The sequence below is a fragment of the Streptomyces rishiriensis genome (assembly GCF_030815485.1).
In the GTDB taxonomy this organism is placed as follows: domain Bacteria; phylum Actinomycetota; class Actinomycetes; order Streptomycetales; family Streptomycetaceae; genus Streptomyces; species Streptomyces rishiriensis_A.
Genome location: NZ_JAUSWV010000002.1, coordinates 3,617,387 through 3,635,793, shown reverse-complemented (window position 1 = coordinate 3,635,793; position 18,407 = coordinate 3,617,387). Strand labels below are relative to the sequence as shown.

Annotated in this window: 10 protein-coding genes; 9 read left to right on the top strand and 1 reads right to left on the bottom strand. The window is 70.4% G+C overall.

From position 1 onward, the window contains the following. The first annotated feature begins 24 nt into the window (after positions 1 to 24). Positions 25 to 2,103, top strand: a complete 2,079-nt coding sequence (locus tag QF030_RS18545; protein WP_307163788.1) for an outer membrane protein assembly factor BamB family protein — start codon at positions 25 to 27, stop codon at positions 2,101 to 2,103. A 250-nt stretch (positions 2,104 to 2,353) separates the two neighbouring features. Beyond that, entirely contained in the window at positions 2,354 to 3,067 is a 714-nt protein-coding gene (locus QF030_RS18540) for a helix-turn-helix transcriptional regulator (protein ID WP_307167612.1), read from the top strand. Positions 3,068 to 3,115: 48 nt separating this feature from the next. On the opposite strand, the gene QF030_RS18535 is transcribed toward QF030_RS18540, so the two are convergent. Next, positions 3,116 to 6,541, bottom strand: coding sequence for a DNRLRE domain-containing protein (locus QF030_RS18535; protein WP_307163787.1), 3,426 nt, complete (start codon positions 6,539 to 6,541; stop codon positions 3,116 to 3,118). Positions 6,542 to 7,089: 548 nt separating this feature from the next. Here QF030_RS18535 and QF030_RS18530 point away from each other — a divergent pair. The 7 genes from QF030_RS18530 to QF030_RS18500 all read left to right on the top strand — a co-directional run bounded on the left by QF030_RS18530 (position 7,090) and on the right by QF030_RS18500 (position 18,366). After that, the gene (locus tag QF030_RS18530) at positions 7,090 to 14,799 is read left to right on the top strand and encodes a ricin-type beta-trefoil lectin domain protein (RefSeq protein WP_444875799.1); all 7,710 of its coding nucleotides are present in this window, start codon (positions 7,090 to 7,092) and stop codon (positions 14,797 to 14,799) included. A 73-nt stretch (positions 14,800 to 14,872) separates the two neighbouring features. Beyond that, entirely contained in the window at positions 14,873 to 15,415 is a 543-nt protein-coding gene (locus QF030_RS18525; protein WP_307163785.1) for a hypothetical protein, read from the top strand. A gap of 26 nt (positions 15,416 to 15,441) precedes the next feature. Further along, the gene (locus tag QF030_RS18520) at positions 15,442 to 16,092 is read left to right on the top strand and encodes a hypothetical protein (RefSeq protein WP_307163784.1); all 651 of its coding nucleotides are present in this window, start codon (positions 15,442 to 15,444) and stop codon (positions 16,090 to 16,092) included. Positions 16,093 to 16,096: 4 nt separating this feature from the next. Further along, positions 16,097 to 16,552, top strand: coding sequence for a hypothetical protein (locus tag QF030_RS18515; RefSeq protein ID WP_307163783.1), 456 nt, complete (start codon positions 16,097 to 16,099; stop codon positions 16,550 to 16,552). Between the two features lie 79 nt (positions 16,553 to 16,631). Continuing rightward, complete coding sequence (locus QF030_RS18510) at positions 16,632 to 17,204, top strand: dihydrofolate reductase family protein (RefSeq protein ID WP_307163782.1); 573 nt, start codon at positions 16,632 to 16,634, stop codon at positions 17,202 to 17,204. Between the two features lie 494 nt (positions 17,205 to 17,698). Beyond that, positions 17,699 to 18,046 carry a hypothetical protein gene (locus tag QF030_RS18505; protein WP_307163781.1) on the top strand — a complete coding sequence of 116 codons (348 nt, stop codon included), beginning with the start codon at positions 17,699 to 17,701 and terminating at the stop codon, positions 18,044 to 18,046. Then, positions 18,043 to 18,366 (top strand): hypothetical protein, encoded by a 324-nt coding sequence (locus tag QF030_RS18500; RefSeq protein WP_307163780.1) that lies wholly within the window; start codon positions 18,043 to 18,045, stop codon positions 18,364 to 18,366. Before QF030_RS18505 ends, QF030_RS18500 begins: the two co-directional genes overlap by 4 nt. Positions 18,367 to 18,407 lie beyond the last annotated feature (41 nt).

Genomic DNA, 18,407 nt, shown 5'->3' with positions numbered 1-18,407 from the left:
GCGTCCTCCCGAGGTATCCACACCATGACCCAGCCGCCGCCCCCACCGCCGAACCAGCCCCCGCAGCAGCCGCAGCAGGGCGGCTTCGGCCCGCCGCCGCAGGACACGCCGCCGCAGGACGCCGTGCCCGAGGCCGCGGCGCCGCAGGACGCCGCGCCGCGGCCTCCCGCCCCCGACCTGGCGAAGGCGCCGGAACCGGGTTACGGCTACCCGCAGGCGCCCCAGCCGGGCCGGCCGCCCCAGGCCCCGGCCCAGCCGCCTCAGCAGTCCCAGCCGCCCCAGCCTCCGCAGACGCCTCCGCCGCCGGCGCCGTCCGGGCCCCCGCAGCAGCCCCAGCCGGGCTACGGCTACCCGCAGGCGCCGGCCGGACCGGCCGTGTCCCCGCAGCCCCCGGCCGCCGCTCCCGGTTACGGCTACCCGGCCCAGCCGGGCGCGCCCGCGCCCGCCGCGTACGGTCAGCCGCAGCAGCCGGGCCCCTACGGCCAGCCGACGCCGCCGTACGGCCAGCAGCCCGGTTACGGCTACCCGGGTCAGCCCGGTCAGCCTGGATACCCGGTCGCTCAGCCGGGTTACGGCTACCCCGGTCAGCCCACCATGCCCATGCACCCGCAGGCCGGCGGCCCCGGACAGGGACCGGGCGCCGGCGTCGGCAAGAAGTTCAACGCGCAGGTGGCGATCATCGTCGGGGCGGTCGTCGCGATCGCGCTGATCGTCGGCGGCGGCGTCTGGTACGCGAAGTCCGGCGACGGCGGCAAGAAGGAGGAGGCGGGTCCCGCGGGCCCGACCGGCGGCGGTGGCGACACCGGCGGCACGGGAGGCACCGGCGGCGGCACGTCCTCCGGCGGCAAGGAGAAGGTGCCGGCCGACCCCGCCTCGGACGTCCTGTTCAAGATCCCGATGCCCGTGATCAAGAAGGACGACAGCGTCGGCGTCAAGGGCTCCTGGCTGACCGACAAGGCGTACGTGAAGACGGGCGTCAACGAGATCGCCGGCTACGACCTGGCCAAGGGCACCAAGCTCTGGTCGGTTGCGCTGCCCGGTCCGGTGTGCGAGGCCAGCAGGTTCGCCACCGACGACTACCGCACGGCGGTCACCTTCCAGGCGAGCACGGCCGACACCGCGAGCTGCGACCAGGTCGCGGCGATCGACCTCGCCGCGGGCAAGCAGCTGTGGAAGAAGACCGTCAACTCCGGTGACTACCCGATCAGTTTCAACAACGTCACGGTCAGCGCGAATACGGTGGCTCTCGGCAGCACCAACGGCGGCGCCGCCTTCGACATCGACTCCGGCAAGGTGCTGTGGTCGCCGAAACCGGCCGACACCTGCTACGACGCCGGCTACGGCGGCGGCCCGAAGCTGGTGGCCGTGCGCAAGTGCGGCGCGTACGACAACCCCGAGCTGCACATCCAGACCATCGACCCGGTGTCCGGCAAGGTGATCTCCGAGTACAAGCTGGCCACGGGCATCGACTACGCGTCCGTCGTGTCGACCGAACCCCTGGTGGTGGCCGCCGACGTGGGCGACAGCGCCGGCGACGGCAGCGGCATCTCGGACTTCTTCTCCATCGACAACAAGACCGGCAAGCTGCGCACCCGCATCTCGGTCCCGGGCGACCAGTACGCCGCCGACTGCGAGGGCATCACCAGGATCGAGGCCTGCACGGGGCTGGCTGTCGGCAACGACCGGATCTACGTCCCGACCGAGGAGCACGACGGCACCGGCCAGTACAGCCGGACCAACGAGGTCATCGCCTTCGACCTGGCCACCGGCAAGCAGACCGGCCAGCGCGCGGACGCCGGCGACGGCTACACGATCTACCCGCTGCGCATGGACGGCAGCAACCTGATCGCCTACAAGAGGCCGCCGTACGACAAGGGCGGCCAGGTCGTCAGCATCGCCGGAGGCTCCTTCAAGGAGACCAAGCTGCTGGAGAACCCGGCCACCGACGCGGTGCACGACCTGGAGACCAGCATGTCCCCGGAGTACTCCGAGGTCCTCTTCTCGCAGGGACGCCTGTTCATGTCCGAGGTGTACGCCGACGACGGCTCGCTCTCGAGCGGTGATCCGCAGTACCTCGCGGTCGCGTACGGCGCGGGCAGCTGATCGTCTTAATCGCCGTGGACGGCCCCGCCCCTGCTCAGGGGTGGGGCCGTTCGTTTATTGCCCCTGACCCTCGAAGGTGAGGAATTTCGGCGATCCGGGCAGTTCTCGCCGGTAGGGGGAGCGCAACGTCGAACAAGCGTGTAGCTTCCGGGGGCATGAAGGACGGGGTGCCGGGGGGCACCCTTTGTCGGTCTGTGTCGGTCCGTGTGGGTCCGTGTGGGCATCCATGGGGGGACTGGGGGGTTGCTCGTTGGGAGTGCGGCTGATGGTGGTCGACGACCACCGACTGCTCGCCGAGGCACTGGCCTCGGCGCTGAAACTGCGGGGGCACCGGGTGCTCGCCGCGGCGGCACCGGCCGCGGGCGCGGCCGAGCTGGTGATCACCCGCGCCCCGGAGGTGTGCCTGCTGGGCACGGCGGTCCCGGCCGAACCGGGCATCTTCGACCCGGTGGTCCGCATCAAGCGGGAGCGGCCGCAGGTCGCGGTCCTGGTCCTGGGCCCGGTACCGAGTCCCCGGGGCATCGCGGCCGCCTTCGCCGCCGGCGCCTCCGGCTACGTACGCCATGACGAGCGCATAGAGGGCGTGGAGCGGGCCATCATGAAGGCGCGGGCGGGCGAGGCGGCGGTGGCTCCGGCGTTGCTGCAAGGCGCGTTCAGCGAACTCCTCAACCCGGCGGCCCAGCCCGACGACGAGGGCCAGCGGCTGCTGCAGATGCTCACGCCCCGCGAGGTGGAGGTCCTGGTCCGGGTCGCGGACGGCGAGGACACCCGCCTGATCGCCGCCGGCATGGGCATCGCGCCCTCCACCGCCCGTACGCACGTCCAGCGGGTGCTGATGAAACTGGGCGTCGGCTCCCGCCTGGAGGCCGCGGCACTCGCGGCCCGCACGGGCCTGCTGGACCGGGCGGGACCGCTGCCGCACACCTCCCGGGACACGGAGACGGGTACGGGGCCGCAGTTCTGACGAACTGCGGCCCCGGGTCCCGTCGGCGGGCGGGGTGTCGCGGGGGGCTCAGCCGAAGCGGAGCTTCGTCGTCGCCCACGCGCTGTCCGCGCTGATCACCGCCGTGCCCGTACCGATCACCGAGGCGCCGCCCTTGTAGAAGTAGATGCTTCCGGCGCTGGACAGGGCCCAGATGTCGGGGATGCCGTCGGCGTTGACGTCCGGGGTGCCGTAGAGGTGGGTCGTGGGCACCGTAGTGGTCGACCAGCCCTCGGCGTAGACCTCGTCGGCGCCCGTCTTGGAGGCCGCCGCCGTCGACAGGGAGGCGATGGTGGAGCCGCCGGCGCCGTCCTTGACGCCGAACCGCAGGTAGAGACGGCTGGAGGAGCCGGAGCGCCACAGCAGGTCGGGCGCGCCGTCGGCGTCGTGGTCGCCGACCGAGACGAGGTCGCGATCCAGCCAGGCGGTGGAGGCGATCTTGGTGACCGTCAGGAACGTGGCGCCGGTGTAGCCCTCGAAGGCCCACAGTTCACCGCCGGTGGCGGTGGCGAACAGGTCCACGCGGCCGTCCGCGTCGTAGTCGCCCACGATGATCTGGTCGAAGGTCGCCGGGTCCGGGGAGCCCGAGGGCAGCCGGAGGGTCGTCCGCCGGGAGATGTCGACGCTGCCGTAGCCGTCGCCGGGATAGACGTACAGCTTGCCGTCGGGCATCCGGGCGAAGACGTCGCCGATGCCGTCGGCGCCGAGCGCGTCGCCGCCGTGGGTGATCAGCGCCGTGCTGCCGTCGGCGCCCGTCCAGTAGGCGGGCGCGTGGTCCACGCCGTCCTCGTCCGGGTCGGAGAGCAGGCCGACGCCGTTGTCGTGGGCGGCCTCCATGCCGACGTGCAGGTCACCGGCGGCCGACGACGGGTACATCCACAGGTTGCCGCCCGAGCTGATCGCGAACAGGTCGGGAGTGCCGTCACCCGTGGTGTCGCCCGGCTCGTCGGCGGTGTCGCGCGGGGTGACGTAGAACAGGTACTTCGTGCCGATCGAGACATTGCCCGCACTGTCCACGGCCCGCGCGTACAGCACGTTGGGGCCGGCCAGCGGCGGCGACAGCGAAACGGTCGTCGACGCGCCCGCGGTGACGGTCTTGCTGCTCGCGTAGGTCGTGGTGTTGAAGGACCACTGGAACTTGGTGACGTCGGTGTCCTCGTCCGGCGCGAAGGCGAAGCTGCCGGCCGTGCCGAACTTCACCGTCGACCAGACCGAACCGTCCTCGTCCGCCGCCGGGAAGGCGGTGGAGGTGATCAGCGGCTCGTTGGGCACGCTGCTGTCGTAGACGAACCGGCACACGTACGGGTCGGAGGTCGGCGCGTACGGTGACGCGGCGCCGCTGGAGTCGATCGCGCGCACCCGCCACGAGTACTGGTAGCCGTTGGTGAACGACGACTTGGCGACCGTGACGGATGCCTTGCCCGCGCTGGTGACCGTGACGTTCTTGTCGAGGATCTTGCTGTCGCCGTAGCCGGTCCGCCACAGCTCGAAGTCCAGGTACTTCAGGTCCTGGCGGGTGGAGGTGTCGTCCGCGTCGGAGGAGGCGGCCGACAGCACGAGGTCGCGCTTGCCGATGTGGAGGTACGGGGTGGTGCGGTCGCAGGTGCCGCCCGGCGTCTGGACGACCGAACTCGGCGTCTTCGGCTTGCGGTTGTAGACGAGGGTGAGCTTGGGGGCGCTGTCGCCCTCCGCGCGGAACTTCTTCCAGGCGTACGCCGAGTCCTCGGTGCTGGCCCGCAGTCCGATGGTCATCGAGGACCAGCCGCCGTCCGCCGCGTCCTGCGCGACCGACTTGGCGTCGTAGCTGACGTAGGAGTCCGGGCAGGAGGAGTTGTAGCCGTACGCGAAGGACTTGGTGCCGATCTCCGACTTCCAGTCCGGCTGGTTGTTCCAGGTGGTCTTGGAGGAGATGCCGGAGGTCAGCCAGACCTGGGTCTCGCGTGCGGAGCACGACCAGGAGTAGGTCTCGCGCAGCCGGATGGAGGCCGAGGAGACGCTGGCGCCCTTGATGCTCGTGGACCAGCCGAGCTTGAAGAAGGAGCGGGACAGGCCCCAGGTGGTGGACTCGAAGCCGACGCGGGCCTCGGTGGTGCCGCTGTTGTAGTTGGCGCCGTCGTAGAAGCTGGAGCTGGGGTACTTCTTGTAGGCCGTGGTCCAGTTCTTCGTCTTGCCGTAGATCGTGGGGTCGACGAAGACCGGGTAGACGGTGTCCGCGTCCGTGAGCAGCTCGGCGTCCGGCACGATCGACAGGGCGGTGGAGGCGGCGCCCGGGGCGCTCAGCCCGGTCCCGGCGACGGCCAGATGGGTGCCCGGGTCGGGGCCGGCGAGGCCCGGCAGGGCGAACACCTGGGCGTCGGTGAGCGCGGCGGACGACGCCCGGCGGAACGCGGCCGGGTCGGCGGCCGGCGCGTCGGTGTCCTGTCCGTCCCCGGGAGCGGTGCTCTCCTCGCCGACCGGTGCGCCGGGTTCCTCGGAGTACGACGGGGCCGGCTCGGCGGGCTCCTCGGCCGGCTCGGGGTCGGCGCCCTCGGTGACCGCGTACGTGCCGGCGGAGTCCCACAGGTAGGGGGTGGGGGAGACGGCGATCTCCTGGCCGTCGCGGTCCGTGCCGGTGACGATCTTCGTGACGGGGTCGAGGTGGAAGGTCAGGTCGGGGGAGGAGAGCCCGTAGGACAGCCGGGTGAGCGCGGGGTCGGCCGCGGCCTCGGCGCTGTGCACGACGAGGACGTGGCTGAAGCCGCCGGCCTGGGCCGTCAGCATCAGGTCGACGCCGTCGAGGACGTCGCGGTACAGCGCGCTGGCCCCGCTGATCGTGGGCTCGGGCAGGGTGCCGGGCCAGCTCAGGGTGATCTCGTGGCCGCCGCTGGTGAGGGTGGCGAGCTCGGAGAAGCCCTCGGTGGCGTCGGCGACCCGTACGGCGTCGCCGGCGCGCGCGACGGTGTAGACGGCGGGCCGCACGGCCGTGGACGCCGAGTCGGTGCCCGGGGCGCCGCGGCCGTGCGTGCTGTTCGCGCCGCTCGCCCCGGCCTTGCGGCCCTTGCCCTTGCCGCCCGCGGAGAACACCACGGGATCGACGGTGGCCCTGGCGGCCCAGCCCTCCGCGGTCCGGGCCAGGCTCGTGTCGATGGGCTTCCAGACCCCGTTCACCCGGGCCCGCACCGGCGCCCCGTGGGCGACGAGCTCGAAGCTGCCGTCGGGGCGCGCGTACGTCGTGGACGTCTCGTCGCGCATCGCGGTGACCTCGACGCGCTTGCCCGCCGCGACGGCCTGCGCCTGCGCGGTGTCCTGGTCCAGCGGACGGGCGGCGGCCTTCTTCGTCCCGGGGGCGTCGGCGGTGCCGGGGTCGTCGAACAGCGGCACGGCCAGCAGCCCGACGCCGATCGCGCCGGCGACGGCTGCGGCGACCCCTGCCCGGCCGCGCCCGGACGCGGGCAGGCCGAAGCGACGACGTTCCATGGGCTTGCGCCCCCTCCCCCTGAAATCCCGGGCAGGCCGGGATTCTGTGAATGAGCTATGCCGCACCCGGGGGCCTGCTTTTCGCATTCCACGCCCGGAAAGCGCGCACCAGAGCATTGCCGATGCCAAGGAGATTGCGCCACACCACCCGGTCGCCTTTGCCTTTCCGTGACCTTGGGGGTGAGACGGCACGGTCCTCGCGTACGTCTAACCAGTGGGGCTGACCAGGGAGTTCGCGTCCCGGGCGTCTTGCACCAAACGATCACAATGTACGCACACGTGGCAGCGCATTGACCGGTATTTGACCCGGTCTTTCAGTGATTGAACCGTGCACGTATCTTTTTATTCGGACTGCGGAATTTCTCCGGTGAGCTAAATCACGCCCCTTCTCGGGCCTGTTGACTTTCCATGAACATTTGCCAGAGCATTCGTGCTCATCAATGGCCGGAACTGTGGGCGCGGGGGCTGTCGCTGTGTGGGGATCGCTGTCATGGAGCGGCAGGGGGTGGCGCGTGAGCACGCGAGCCGAACGCCGCAGACGGGCGCGGATGCGCGCCGGTGTGGTCGGTGCGCTCGCCGTGGCGCTGGTGGTGGGCATCTCGCCCGCCGCCGTCGCGCTGCCGCCGGGTGACGACCGCAGCGGCGTCGACCTGGTCGACCTGCCGGACGTCGAGCAGGCGGAGGGCGAGGAAGGCGGCAATCTCGCCGAACTGACCACCGCCGAGGCCGAGCAGCCCCTGGAGTACGACCCGAGCCAGGTCACCGCCCCCGTCGGCGGCACCGCGACGAAGGACCTCACCGGCCTCGCACCCGGCGATCTGGTCCCGCTGGCCCAGGCCGACGGCACCGCGCTCCCCGTAGAGGTCGGCGCCCCCGAGGACGCCACCGCGGCCGAGGCCACGGCCCTGGAGGGCGAGTGGCAGGTCACCCTCGCCGGTCAGAGCGAGCTCGCCACGACGGCCATCGAGGGCGTGGCCCTCACGGTCACCCCGCCGGCCGAGGCGACCGGCGACGCCGTGATCGCCCTGGACTACAGCGACTTCTCCGAGCTGTACGGCGCGAACTGGGCGGACCGGCTGTCCTTCGTGCAGTACCCGGCGTGCTTCCTGACCACCCCGGACACCGAGGGCTGCGCGGAGCCGACCGAGGTCTCCACCGACAACGTGGTCGCGCAGACGGGCACCGACGCCGACGGCGACGCGGTGTTCGAGCGCCGCATCCTGGCGACCGTCGACACCGAGGTCCTCGCGGCCGGCGGCACCAGCGCCTCGACCGCGTCCACGGCCGCCGCCTCCGGCACGGGCACGGTCACGGACGGCGTGTACCGCGAGTCGAAGACCGACGGCGGCGCCCGCCTGGCCACCCTCGCCGCCGCGACCGCCGAAGGCTCCGGCTCCTCCGTCCTCCTCGCCACCGACTCCGGCTCCGGCTCCAAGGGCGACTTCGGCGCGACGCCGCTGGTCAGCGCCGGTTCCTGGTCGGCCGGAGGCAACTCGGGCGGCTTCACCTACTCGTACAGCCTCCAGACCCCGAGCGTCCCCGGCGGCCCCTCGCCGTCGGTGTCCTTCGGCTACAACTCGCAGGGCGTGGACGGCCGGACCTCCGCCTCCAACAACCAGCCCTCCTGGGTCGGCGACGGCTGGGAGTACAACGCGGGCTCCATCACCCGCACATACGCCTCCTGCCGCGACGACCAGGCGAACGGCAACAACACCAAGAAGACCAGCGACCTCTGCTTCGGCTCGTACAACGCCACGCTCACGCTCGGCGGCACGACGACCGAGCTGGTCCTGCCCGACAGCGCGAGCAGCCCTTACGGCGACAAGTGGGTCACCGCGAACGACGACGGCTCACGCGTCGAACTGCTGCGGGACACCACCCTGGACAACGGCGACGCCGACGGCGAGTACTGGCGCGTCACCACCCGCGACGGCACCCAGTACTACTTCGGCAAGCACAAGCTGGCCGACGACTGGGCGAGCGGCGACCCGGTGACGAACTCGGTCCTCACCGCGCCCGTCGCGGGCAACCAGTCCGGCGAACCCTGCTACAAGGCGGGGGACTTCGCGGGGTCCTTCTGCAACCAGGCCTGGCGCTGGAACCTCGACTACGTCGTCGACGCCAACAACAACGCGATGACGCTGTGGTGGGCCAAGGAGACCAACCACTACGCGAAGAACAACAAGTACAAGACGCCCGTCTCCTACGACCGCGGCGGCTACCTCAAGCGCATCGAGTACGGCCTCACCACGGCCGACCCCTACGCGACCCCGATCTCCAAGGTCACCTTCGACGTCGACGAGCGCTGCTTCAAGGAGGGCGAACTCGCCTGCACGGTGGAGGGCGACGAGAACGACAACTTCGCCTCCGGCGACTTCGCGAAGAACCGCATCTGGTACGACACCCCGGCCGACCTGTACTGCGCCGCCGGCAAGGAGTGCTACGTCCCCGTCCCCACCTTCTGGTCGCGCAAGCGGCTGGCCCAGGTGACCACGTGGACGCAGCGCACCCAGGGCTCCACCGCCCTGTCGAAGGTGGACAGCTGGACGCTCCAGCAGTCCCTGCCCGCCGACCTCACCGACGAGGGCACCGCCCTGTGGCTGGAGTCGATCACCCGTACCGGCTACGACACCGAGGGCGAGTCGCTCACCCTCAACCCGGTGCAGTTCCTCGCCAACAGCCTGCCGATGCCCAACCGGGTCAAGGAGGGCGCGAACGACCCGAACCCGGCCTTCGACCGGCTGCGGATCGCGCGCGTCGTCAGCGAGTACGGCGGCGAGACCGTCGTCACCTACAAGGCCCCGTCGGGCGCGTGCAGGACGGGCAGCGGCTTCCCCGCCCCGGACGCCAACACCGGCCTGTGCTTCCCGGTGTTCTGGAACGCCGACCCGGACGTCGAGACCACCGACTGGTTCAACAAGTACGTCGTCGAGTCGGTCCAGGAACTCCCCGCCCTCACCGGCGCCGAGGCGATCACGACCACCTACGACTACCTCGGTGACGCGGCCTGGGCCCTGAACCAGGCGGAGTTCTCCAAGAAGAAGACCCGCACCTGGGACCAGTGGCGCGGCTTCGCCCGCGTACGCACCTACACGGGCGCCGACAGCGACGCCGCGTACGTGTCCACCAAGCGCGGCATGACGGAGACCCGCTTCTTCCGGGGCATGGACGGTGACCCGCTCTCGGGCGGCGGCACCCGCTCGGTCACCGTGAAGGACTCCGAGGGCGTCACCATCGCCACGGACGAGGAGCCGTTCGCCGGCCGCGTCGCGGAGTCGCTCACCTACGCCTCGGCGACCGCCGACACCTGGCTGACCAGGACCGTCGACAAGCCGAAGGCCGTGAAACTGGCCTCCCGCGCCCGCACCGGCGGCATCCCGGCCCTCAAGGCCTGGCGCGTCCTCACCCCCGAGTCCCTCACCTACACCCGCTCCTCCGGCACCGGCGACGACAAGCGCACCGTGCGCGTCCTGCGCACCGTCACCGAGTACGAGGACACCTACGGTCTGCCGACGCAGGTCGCCGAGTACAACGACTGGTCGTCGGACCCCGCCCTCGACAACGCGGACGACGACACCTGCACGGTCATGTCGTACGTCCACAACACCGCCAAGCACCTCATCGGCCTGGACCGGCAGACCCTCACCACCGCCGGCACCTGCGCGCAGGCGGCCACGGCGACCGCCGCCGACTGGATCGACGGCTCCCGCGTCGCCTACGACGGCCAGGCCTACGACGCCGCTCCCACCACCGGCAACGCCACCACCACCTGGGCGATCACCGGCACCGGCGGCGGCTGGGTCAAGGACGGCGAGGTCACGTACGACGGCTACGGCCGCACGACGTCCACGAGGAACGCCCTGGCCATCGCGAACGGCGACACCGCGAAGGACGTCACGACCTACGTCCCGGACAAGGGCCAGGTCTTCCAGATCACCACCACCAACGTGCTGAACCAGAGCGAGACCAGCACGCTGGAGCCCGGCCGCGGGGTCGCCCTGACCGACCAGGACGTCAACGGACGGGTCACCACCTACACGTACGACGCCCTCGGCCGCGCCACCCAGGTCTGGAACCCGAGCCGCGAGACCTCCGAGTCGCCGTCGGCGAAGATCACCTACGACACGACGATCGGCCAGCCGGTCTCGATCACGACCGAGTCGCTCACCGACAACGGCGACTACGGCGTCTCCACCGTCATCTACGACGGTCTCGGCCGCGAACGCCAGAAGCAGGAACCGGCGGTCGGCGGCGGACGCCTCATCACGGACACCCTGTACGGCGCCAACGGCACGATCCGGCAGACCAACAACGCCTACTACGACAAGGACGACCCCTCCACCGTCCTGTTCGAGCTGGACTCGGACTACCAGGTCCCCAACGCGACGCTGTACGCGTACGACGGCCTGGGCCGCACCCTCACCGAGACCCCGTACCTCAACGGCACCGAGGTCCCGGCGAAGGCGAGCCGCTACGAGTACGGCCTCGACAGCTCCACGGTGATCAACCCGACCGGCGCCGCCGCCCAGCGCACCTGGTCCGACGCGATGGGCCGCACGGTCCGCGTCGACACGTACACGGACGCGCTGCGCGCGGCGTACCGCTCGACGAGGTACACGTACGACGAGCGCGGCGACCGCGTGAAGGTGCAGGACTCCGAGGACAACGTCTGGACCTGGAAGTACGACGCCCGGGGCCGGATGACCGAAGCGGTCGACCCGGACACGGGCACGACCACGACCCGGTACGACGTCCTGGACCGGCCGGAACTGGTCACGGACGAGAACGCGGCCGTCTACACGGTCTACGACAAGCTGTCCCGGCCGACCGAGCAGCGCGAGGACTCCGCCACCGGAACCCTCCTGATGAAGACCACGTACGACACGCTGATCGGCGGCGTCGGGCTGGCCACCTCGCAGACCCGCTACACGGACGGGCTGGCGTACACCACGGCGGTGAGCGGCTTCACGGCCGACTACCAGCCGACCGGACAGAAGATCTCCATCCCCGAGTCGGTGGCGCTCTCCTACGGCCTCCAGAAGGAGTATTCCTACAGCTTCGAGTACTCGGAGTCGGGCGTCATGGAGGCGGTCAACCTGCCGTCGGTGGGCACCCTGCCCGCCGAGCGGCTGGTGATCCGCTACAACGAAGACGGCATGCCGGTCTCCACCTCGGGTCTCGCTTGGTACACCGCGCAGACCTCCTACTCCCCGTACGGCCAGGTCCTGCGCACGGCCAGCGGCGAGAACCCCAACCGGGTGTGGACCACGAACCTGTACGACGAGGCGACGGGTGAGCTGACCCAGAGCATCGTCGACCGTGAGTCGACCAGCGACACCACGGCCGTCACCGGTCACCGTGTCAACTCCCGCAGCTACGCCTACGACTCGGCAGGCAACGTCACGTCGATCGCGGACACCGCGAACTCGACGACCGACCGTCAGTGCTTCACCTACGATGCGCTGGGCCAGCTGAGCGAGGCGTGGACGGCACCCACGTCCTGCACGGCGACGGGCAAGACGACGGCGGCCGCGAAGTACTCGGACGGCACCACCAACGTCACGGCGGCGAACAGCGGTTACTGGCAGTCGTATACGTACGACGCGATGGGCAACCGGAAGAAGCTCGTCGAGCACGACCCGGGCCTGGACACCACCAAGGACGCCACGACCGACTACACGTACGGCAAGGCGGACGGCACCCAGCCGCACACCCTGACGGGTACGTCGTCCACGTACAAGGCGGACTCGGGCGCACAGGTCACCAAGGCCACGAGCCTCACCTACGACGACGCGGGCAACACGCTCACGCGCACGTACGACGGCTCGGAGCAGGCACTGACCTGGACCTGGGACGGCCAGGTCGAGAAGGTCACCGGCTTCGGTGAGAACGGTTCCGGCGCGTGGAAGGGACTGGCGAACAAGTGCCTGGACCTGGCTGGCGGTCTGACCACGGCCGGTACGCCGCTCCAGCTGTACACCTGCAACGGCTCCAAGGCGCAGAAGCTGCGCATCGCCCCGACTTCCTCGGCGGATCCGTCGACGGGCGCGCTGAAGGCCCTGGGCAAGTGCGTGGTCCCGAAGGACGGCGGTACGGCGAACGGCACGCTGGTCGTCATCGCGGACTGCACCGGCGCTACCGGCCAGCAGTGGACGGCGACGTCCACCGGCACCCTGAAGCACGTCTCGTCGGGCAAGTGCCTGGACGTCCCGAGCTCCAACTCGGCCGACAGCACCGACCTGCAGCTGAACACCTGCGGTACCGCCGCGAACCAGCAGTGGGTGCCGGACAAGGAGACGAAGTACGTCTACGGCGGTGACGGCGAGCGCCTGATGGCGATCTCCGCGACCGAGCGCACCCTGTACCTCGGAGAGTCGACGATCTCCGTCAATGCGGCCGGCGGTCCCGCCTACACCGAGCGCTACTACTCCCAGCCGGGCGCGCCGACCGTGATGCGCCACGCGCAGGGCACCGGCACGGCGGAACTGTCCGTGCAGATCGCCGACCAGAACGGCACGGCGTACGCCAACGTGGCGCTGACGTCGGGCAACAAGGTCAAGTTCTCAAAGACCGACCCGTTCGGCGTGGAGCGGTCGGAGCCGGGGACCTGGCGCTCCCACCAGGGCTACCTCGGCGGCGGTGAGGACGCCGGGAGCGGTCTGGTCCACCTGGGTGCGCGGGAGTACGACCCGGACACGGGCCGCTTCCTCTCCCCGGACCCGGTCCTGGACCTGGCCGATCCGGTACAGATGAACGGCTACGTGTACTGCGAGAGCAACCCGGTCACCTTCAGCGACCCGTCGGGTCTCGCGTCGGAGGGCGGCAGCTCGGAGTACGGAGGCCCCTCGGCGTCGGACGAGGCGTCGGCGAAGAAGACGCTGGGCACGACGGTGGCGGACGTGATCCTGTCCATCGGGTGGGCGGCTCTGAAGGAGTTCGTCGGCTGGGACAGCGTGGTGGGCTGCTTCTCCCGGGGCGATGTCTGGGCGTGCGGCGAGCTCTTCCTCAACGCCATCCCGTGGACGAAGGCGTACAAGGCCTTCGGTATCGCCAAGGCCGCAGCCCGGATCGCCAAGGCGATCAACGCGCTGATGAAGGCCAAGGAGAAGGCCCGCAAGGTCATCGAGCTCGCCCGCAAGGCCCGCGAGCTGGCCCGCAAGGCGGCCGAGGCCAAGAAGAAGGCGGCCGCGCTGGCGGCACAGCTGAGGAAGAAGGCCAAGGAAGCGGCTACCCGGCAGGCCAAGAAGGCCGCGCAGAAGACGGGTAACGCGATCCAGAAGGCCCGCAAGACGGCCGCGAAGAAGGTCGAACCGAAGCCGCAGCAGGCGAAGGCGAGAAAGCAGTCGTCCGGGGGAGGCGGAGGCGACAGCGGTGCGTCCGGCGCCAGCTGCCCGATCAACAACAGCTTCCTCCCCGGTACCCGGGTCCTGATGGCCGACGGCACCACCAAGCCGATCGAGGACGTCAAGAACGGCGACAAGGTCCTGGCGACGAACCCGAAGACGGGCGAGACCACCGCCGAGACGGTCACCGGCGAGATCGTCGGCGAGGGCGTCAAGCACCTGGTCGAGGTGACCGTCGCGACCGGTGACGGTACGACCGCCCAGGTGACGGCCACCGAAGGCCACCCCTTCTGGGTCCCGGAGCTGGGCGACTGGATCGACGCCACGGACCTGCGGACGGGCGAGTGGCTGCGCACCAGCGCCGGCACGTACGTCCAGGTCTCGGCGGTCGAGCGCTGGACGACGCAGCGGGCCAGGGTGCACAACCTCACGGTCGGCGAACTCCACACCTACTACGTGCTGGCGGGCGGAACACCGCTCCTCGTTCACAACTGCGGTACCGGTGGCGCCGACGTCGACCACCTCACCGACATGGTGGACGACATGACGGACGCGGCCGGAGCCGGTGCGGGATGGCGCACGATGGGTGCTCTCCACGCAGACGTTCCCGGCAATCCCCAGGGACTGGACATCGTCGCGGTGGGCGCTCGCGCGGACCTGACGGCGGGGCAGTGGCAGCGGCTCCCGGACCTCGGGGCCGGAACGCTCGCCATTCGGGTTCCGCAGCCGTTGAAGACCGTGCCGAAGGAACACCTCTGGCACGCGGAGACCAAGATGTTCTTCGAGGCGGCCGGAATTCTCCAGGTCAAGCCGAGACTTCTGGTCGTGAGCCGGCCGATCTGCCCCGCATGCCAGAACTTCCTCTCACGGGTGGGAGCCAGGATCACATCGGATACGACGGCTGAATGGCCCTGAAGCTAGGATGCGGGTTGTGCTCGGAGCGTCTCCTTCGAGCACAACCCCATCGTCCTGGAGGTGAGTTGTTCCCATGCCGTCCCTGAATGGTGAGAAAGCGGTGCTGTTCGGCTGTTCCACGGCTGCTCGCGTGGGTGGGGCCGTGTTCGTCGTCGCTTCCGACGAGGAACGCCTCCAGCAGCTCTACTACCGGGTCGACGCGGGAGTCAGCGCCATCTGGCGGGTATTTCGCGGATATGAACTGCGGGAGAGCGTGCTGGCGGACGCGGCATCGGCGAACGAGAAACTCTCGGGTGAGTTTCCGCCCGCGTTGCTGCCACGTGAATTCGTAGCCGATTACTCGCGGCTGGTCAGGAACCTTTTCCGGGCGCTGCCCGCGGCGCAGAGCACGGCGACCGGGACGGATTTCTCCGAAATCGCTCTGCGTGCGGCGCAATGTCTGGCGGAGAACGTTTCTCCGGCCCGGCAGGCCGTCGAGTTCGAGCAGACCTGCCAGGAAGAGGCGGCACGCATTCTCTCGGGTGACGGCCCTGTCGAGGAGAGCGCCGTCAGAGAGATCCGCAAGCGGTCCGGTGCGTGGGCGCTGGAATACCAAAGACTCGTACGCCCGCGATGAAGACGGCTGAAGCGAAGGAGACTCGGATGACGCGACGGCGTTCGGCAACCGCTGCCGTCGTGCTGTGCGCCCTGCTGACCGGCTGTGACGTCGCGAGCGGCGGCGCCGGCGGCGAGGACAATCTGCTGAAGCCCACCGCCCGGGCCGGTGCCACGGCGAGGGCCGGCGGCCTCGGCAGCGCGGCGCTGGTCTCGCGTGACACGAACGGCTTCACCGTGTCCACGCCGGACGGCCGCCGCAAGGTGCGGGTCACGCAGGACGCCTGCGCCCCGCTCGCCTACGCCCTGTCCGGCGCGGCCGTCGGCAAGCCGGTCACCACGGTCGTACGCGAGGCGTCCGGCGAGGGCGCCGAGGTCACCGTCGTCCTCGCCGAGTACGCCTCCGACCGGGCCCAGCAGGCGATGGACGCGATCGCCACCGCCGTCGACGCGTGCGCGGCCGGCTTCACGGCCACCGTCGACGGCAAGGAGCACCAGGTCGCCAAGGTCGCCCCGGAACTCGCCCCCGAGGGCGTGGACCAGGCGATGGGCGTGGGCGCGACGGTGACACGCTCTGGCAAGGCGACCCCGACCAAGGCCGTGATCCTCCGCTCGGGCAACGCGATCGCCTATCTCAGCGGCGCCCCGTCGATCCCGGCCACGGTCCTGGACGCGCAGTTGGTGAAACTGCGAGGCTGACCGCATGAGGCTGCGAGCGACGGTCCGGCGGGGAGCACGCCTCGGCGCGCTGATCGGCGCCTGGCCCGCGGGGATCGTCGGCACCCTGTGCCTGGTGGCGGCGTTCGTCTGCCTGATCGGCGGCCACGACGGGAGCGCGTGGACGCTGACGTGCGCGGGCGCGGTCGCCGTGCTGGGCAGCATGGCCGTGGGCGTCACCCTGGGCACGGCCACCGGCCTCGCCCTGGCGCTCGCACCCGGCCGACTGATCACCCGCGCCCCGCTGCGCGGCCTGCTGGCGGCACTCACCGCGGGGCTGCCGGTCGCGGCACTCTCCGTCGTCGCCCTGACCGGAGACGGCTACACCCTCGCGAGCTACCCGCCGTCGATCCACTTCCTCACCTGGTCGGCGACCCTGACGATCGCCCTGGTGGCGGCGGCCCGCAGCGGCGACATCGCCGGCCATGGCGCAGAGCACTGACGCAACGGCGATGAGTTTCGCCGCATCTCCTGGTCGAAGCTCATGACTGAACCGGCCCCGACACCCCGAGGAACCTCAGATGCGCACCCTGATCAGCACCGCCTTCATCTCGCTCGACGGCGTCGTGGAGGCCCCGGGCGGCGAGCCCGGCTACCGGAACGCCGGATGGACCTTCAAGGACATCGAGTTCCTGCCCGAGGCCTTCGAGATCAAGGGCCGGGAGCAGACCGAAGCCACCGCGATGCTGCTGGGCCGGACCAGCTACGAGGCGTTCAGCCCCGTGTGGCCCGACATGGCGGACTTCGCCGACTACAAGGTGATGCCGAAGTACGTCGTCTCCACCACCCTCACCGAGGACGCCCTGGTGCCGAACTGGGGCGAGACGACGATCCTGCGCTCGCTCGACGACGTCGCCGCGCTGAAGGAGACCGAGGGCGGCCCGATCATCGTCCACGGCAGCGCCTCCCTGAACCAGGCCCTCTCGGACGCCGGCCTGATCGACCGCTACCACCTGCTCGTCTTCCCGCTCCTGCTCGGCGCGGGCAAGCGGCTCTTCAGCGCCACGGACAAGGACACGCAGAAGCTGAAGCTCGTCGAGCACGAGGCGTACGCCAACGGCCTTCAGAAGAACGTCTTCGACGTCGTCCGCTGAGGGGTGGGTCCGGCGCGTATCCCTGCCAGGAGGCGAGCGAGAGCGACGGGCACGGCGCCGAGGGCCGTGCCCGGGGTGTCGCTCTCGCGGGGTGAGGGGTCACTGGTGCGGGGGAGGCGGTGAGTGATGACGGCTGCGTCATCACGCGATCTCGCCTCGCCTGTCCGCTGCACTCGCCGACGCCGAGCGCTCCCGGCTGCGTGACGTCGCGGTGTCATGGGTCGAGCAGCGCGCGGGGGCGGCGAGGTCATCGACACGGAGACTGCCGAAGCGATCGTGGGTGATCTGGCTGCTCTCGCCGCCGGTGCCCGAGACCGGAACGAGGGGGTCTACTGCTGGGTGGCACGGGACGTGGGAATCCTCGTCGGAGCCGGGTGACCGTCCGCCGCGTGATCCTTGGGGCAGGCCGGCGGGATTGCCGGCGTTTCCTTCACTGTCGCGGGCTATCGTCGTAGGTACGGCGCGCCAAAGGAGCACAAAGGAGTACATCGGTCATGACCGCCCATGCCGCAGAACCCGCACCGGTCGTCCCGCCCATGCCCGAGCGGACCCCGAAGGCGCTGCGCGAGGCCATCATGCAGAACACCCCCCAGCTGCTTCCCGATTTCGACGAGCACTGGAAGTGGGCTGTCGCCGATGCGTACGACATAAGTACCGTGCCTGCGTTCATGGCCCGCTGGTGGGGTGAGTACGCGATCGCCCGTGATCCGAAACTCGACGCCCACGTGAGCGGCCTCGAACGCCGCGCGGCCGAATCCACCGAGCTTGCCGAGGCCAAGGCGTGCCTCGAAGAGGTGTCCCACATCCGCCACCGGGTCCAACGACTGGAGCCCGGCCAGTGACCGACGAGTTCATGGGCCCGCCCTGGCAGATGGACTGGACGCTCAAGGCGCAGGCCGCCCGTGACGGGTTGCCCGAGCACGTGCGGAAAATGGTCGACTCCGTGCGCGCCGAACTGGTCACGGCCAAGGACCCCTACTTCCGCGGCGTCGACGCCGACGTGGACGTTCCGGACGGCATGAAGGTCCGGCCGGTACGGTCCAGCGATCCCAAAGGCCCTCGCGTCTTCTTCTTCGACCACGGGCACGGCTGGCTGCGGTACACGTTCATTCCCCGTGTCCAGGATCCTCAGGTCGTCGCGGAGGAGATCTTCTGGCAGTGATTCGGGCCGCCTTCATGCCGGGGAGACGGTCAGACCTCACG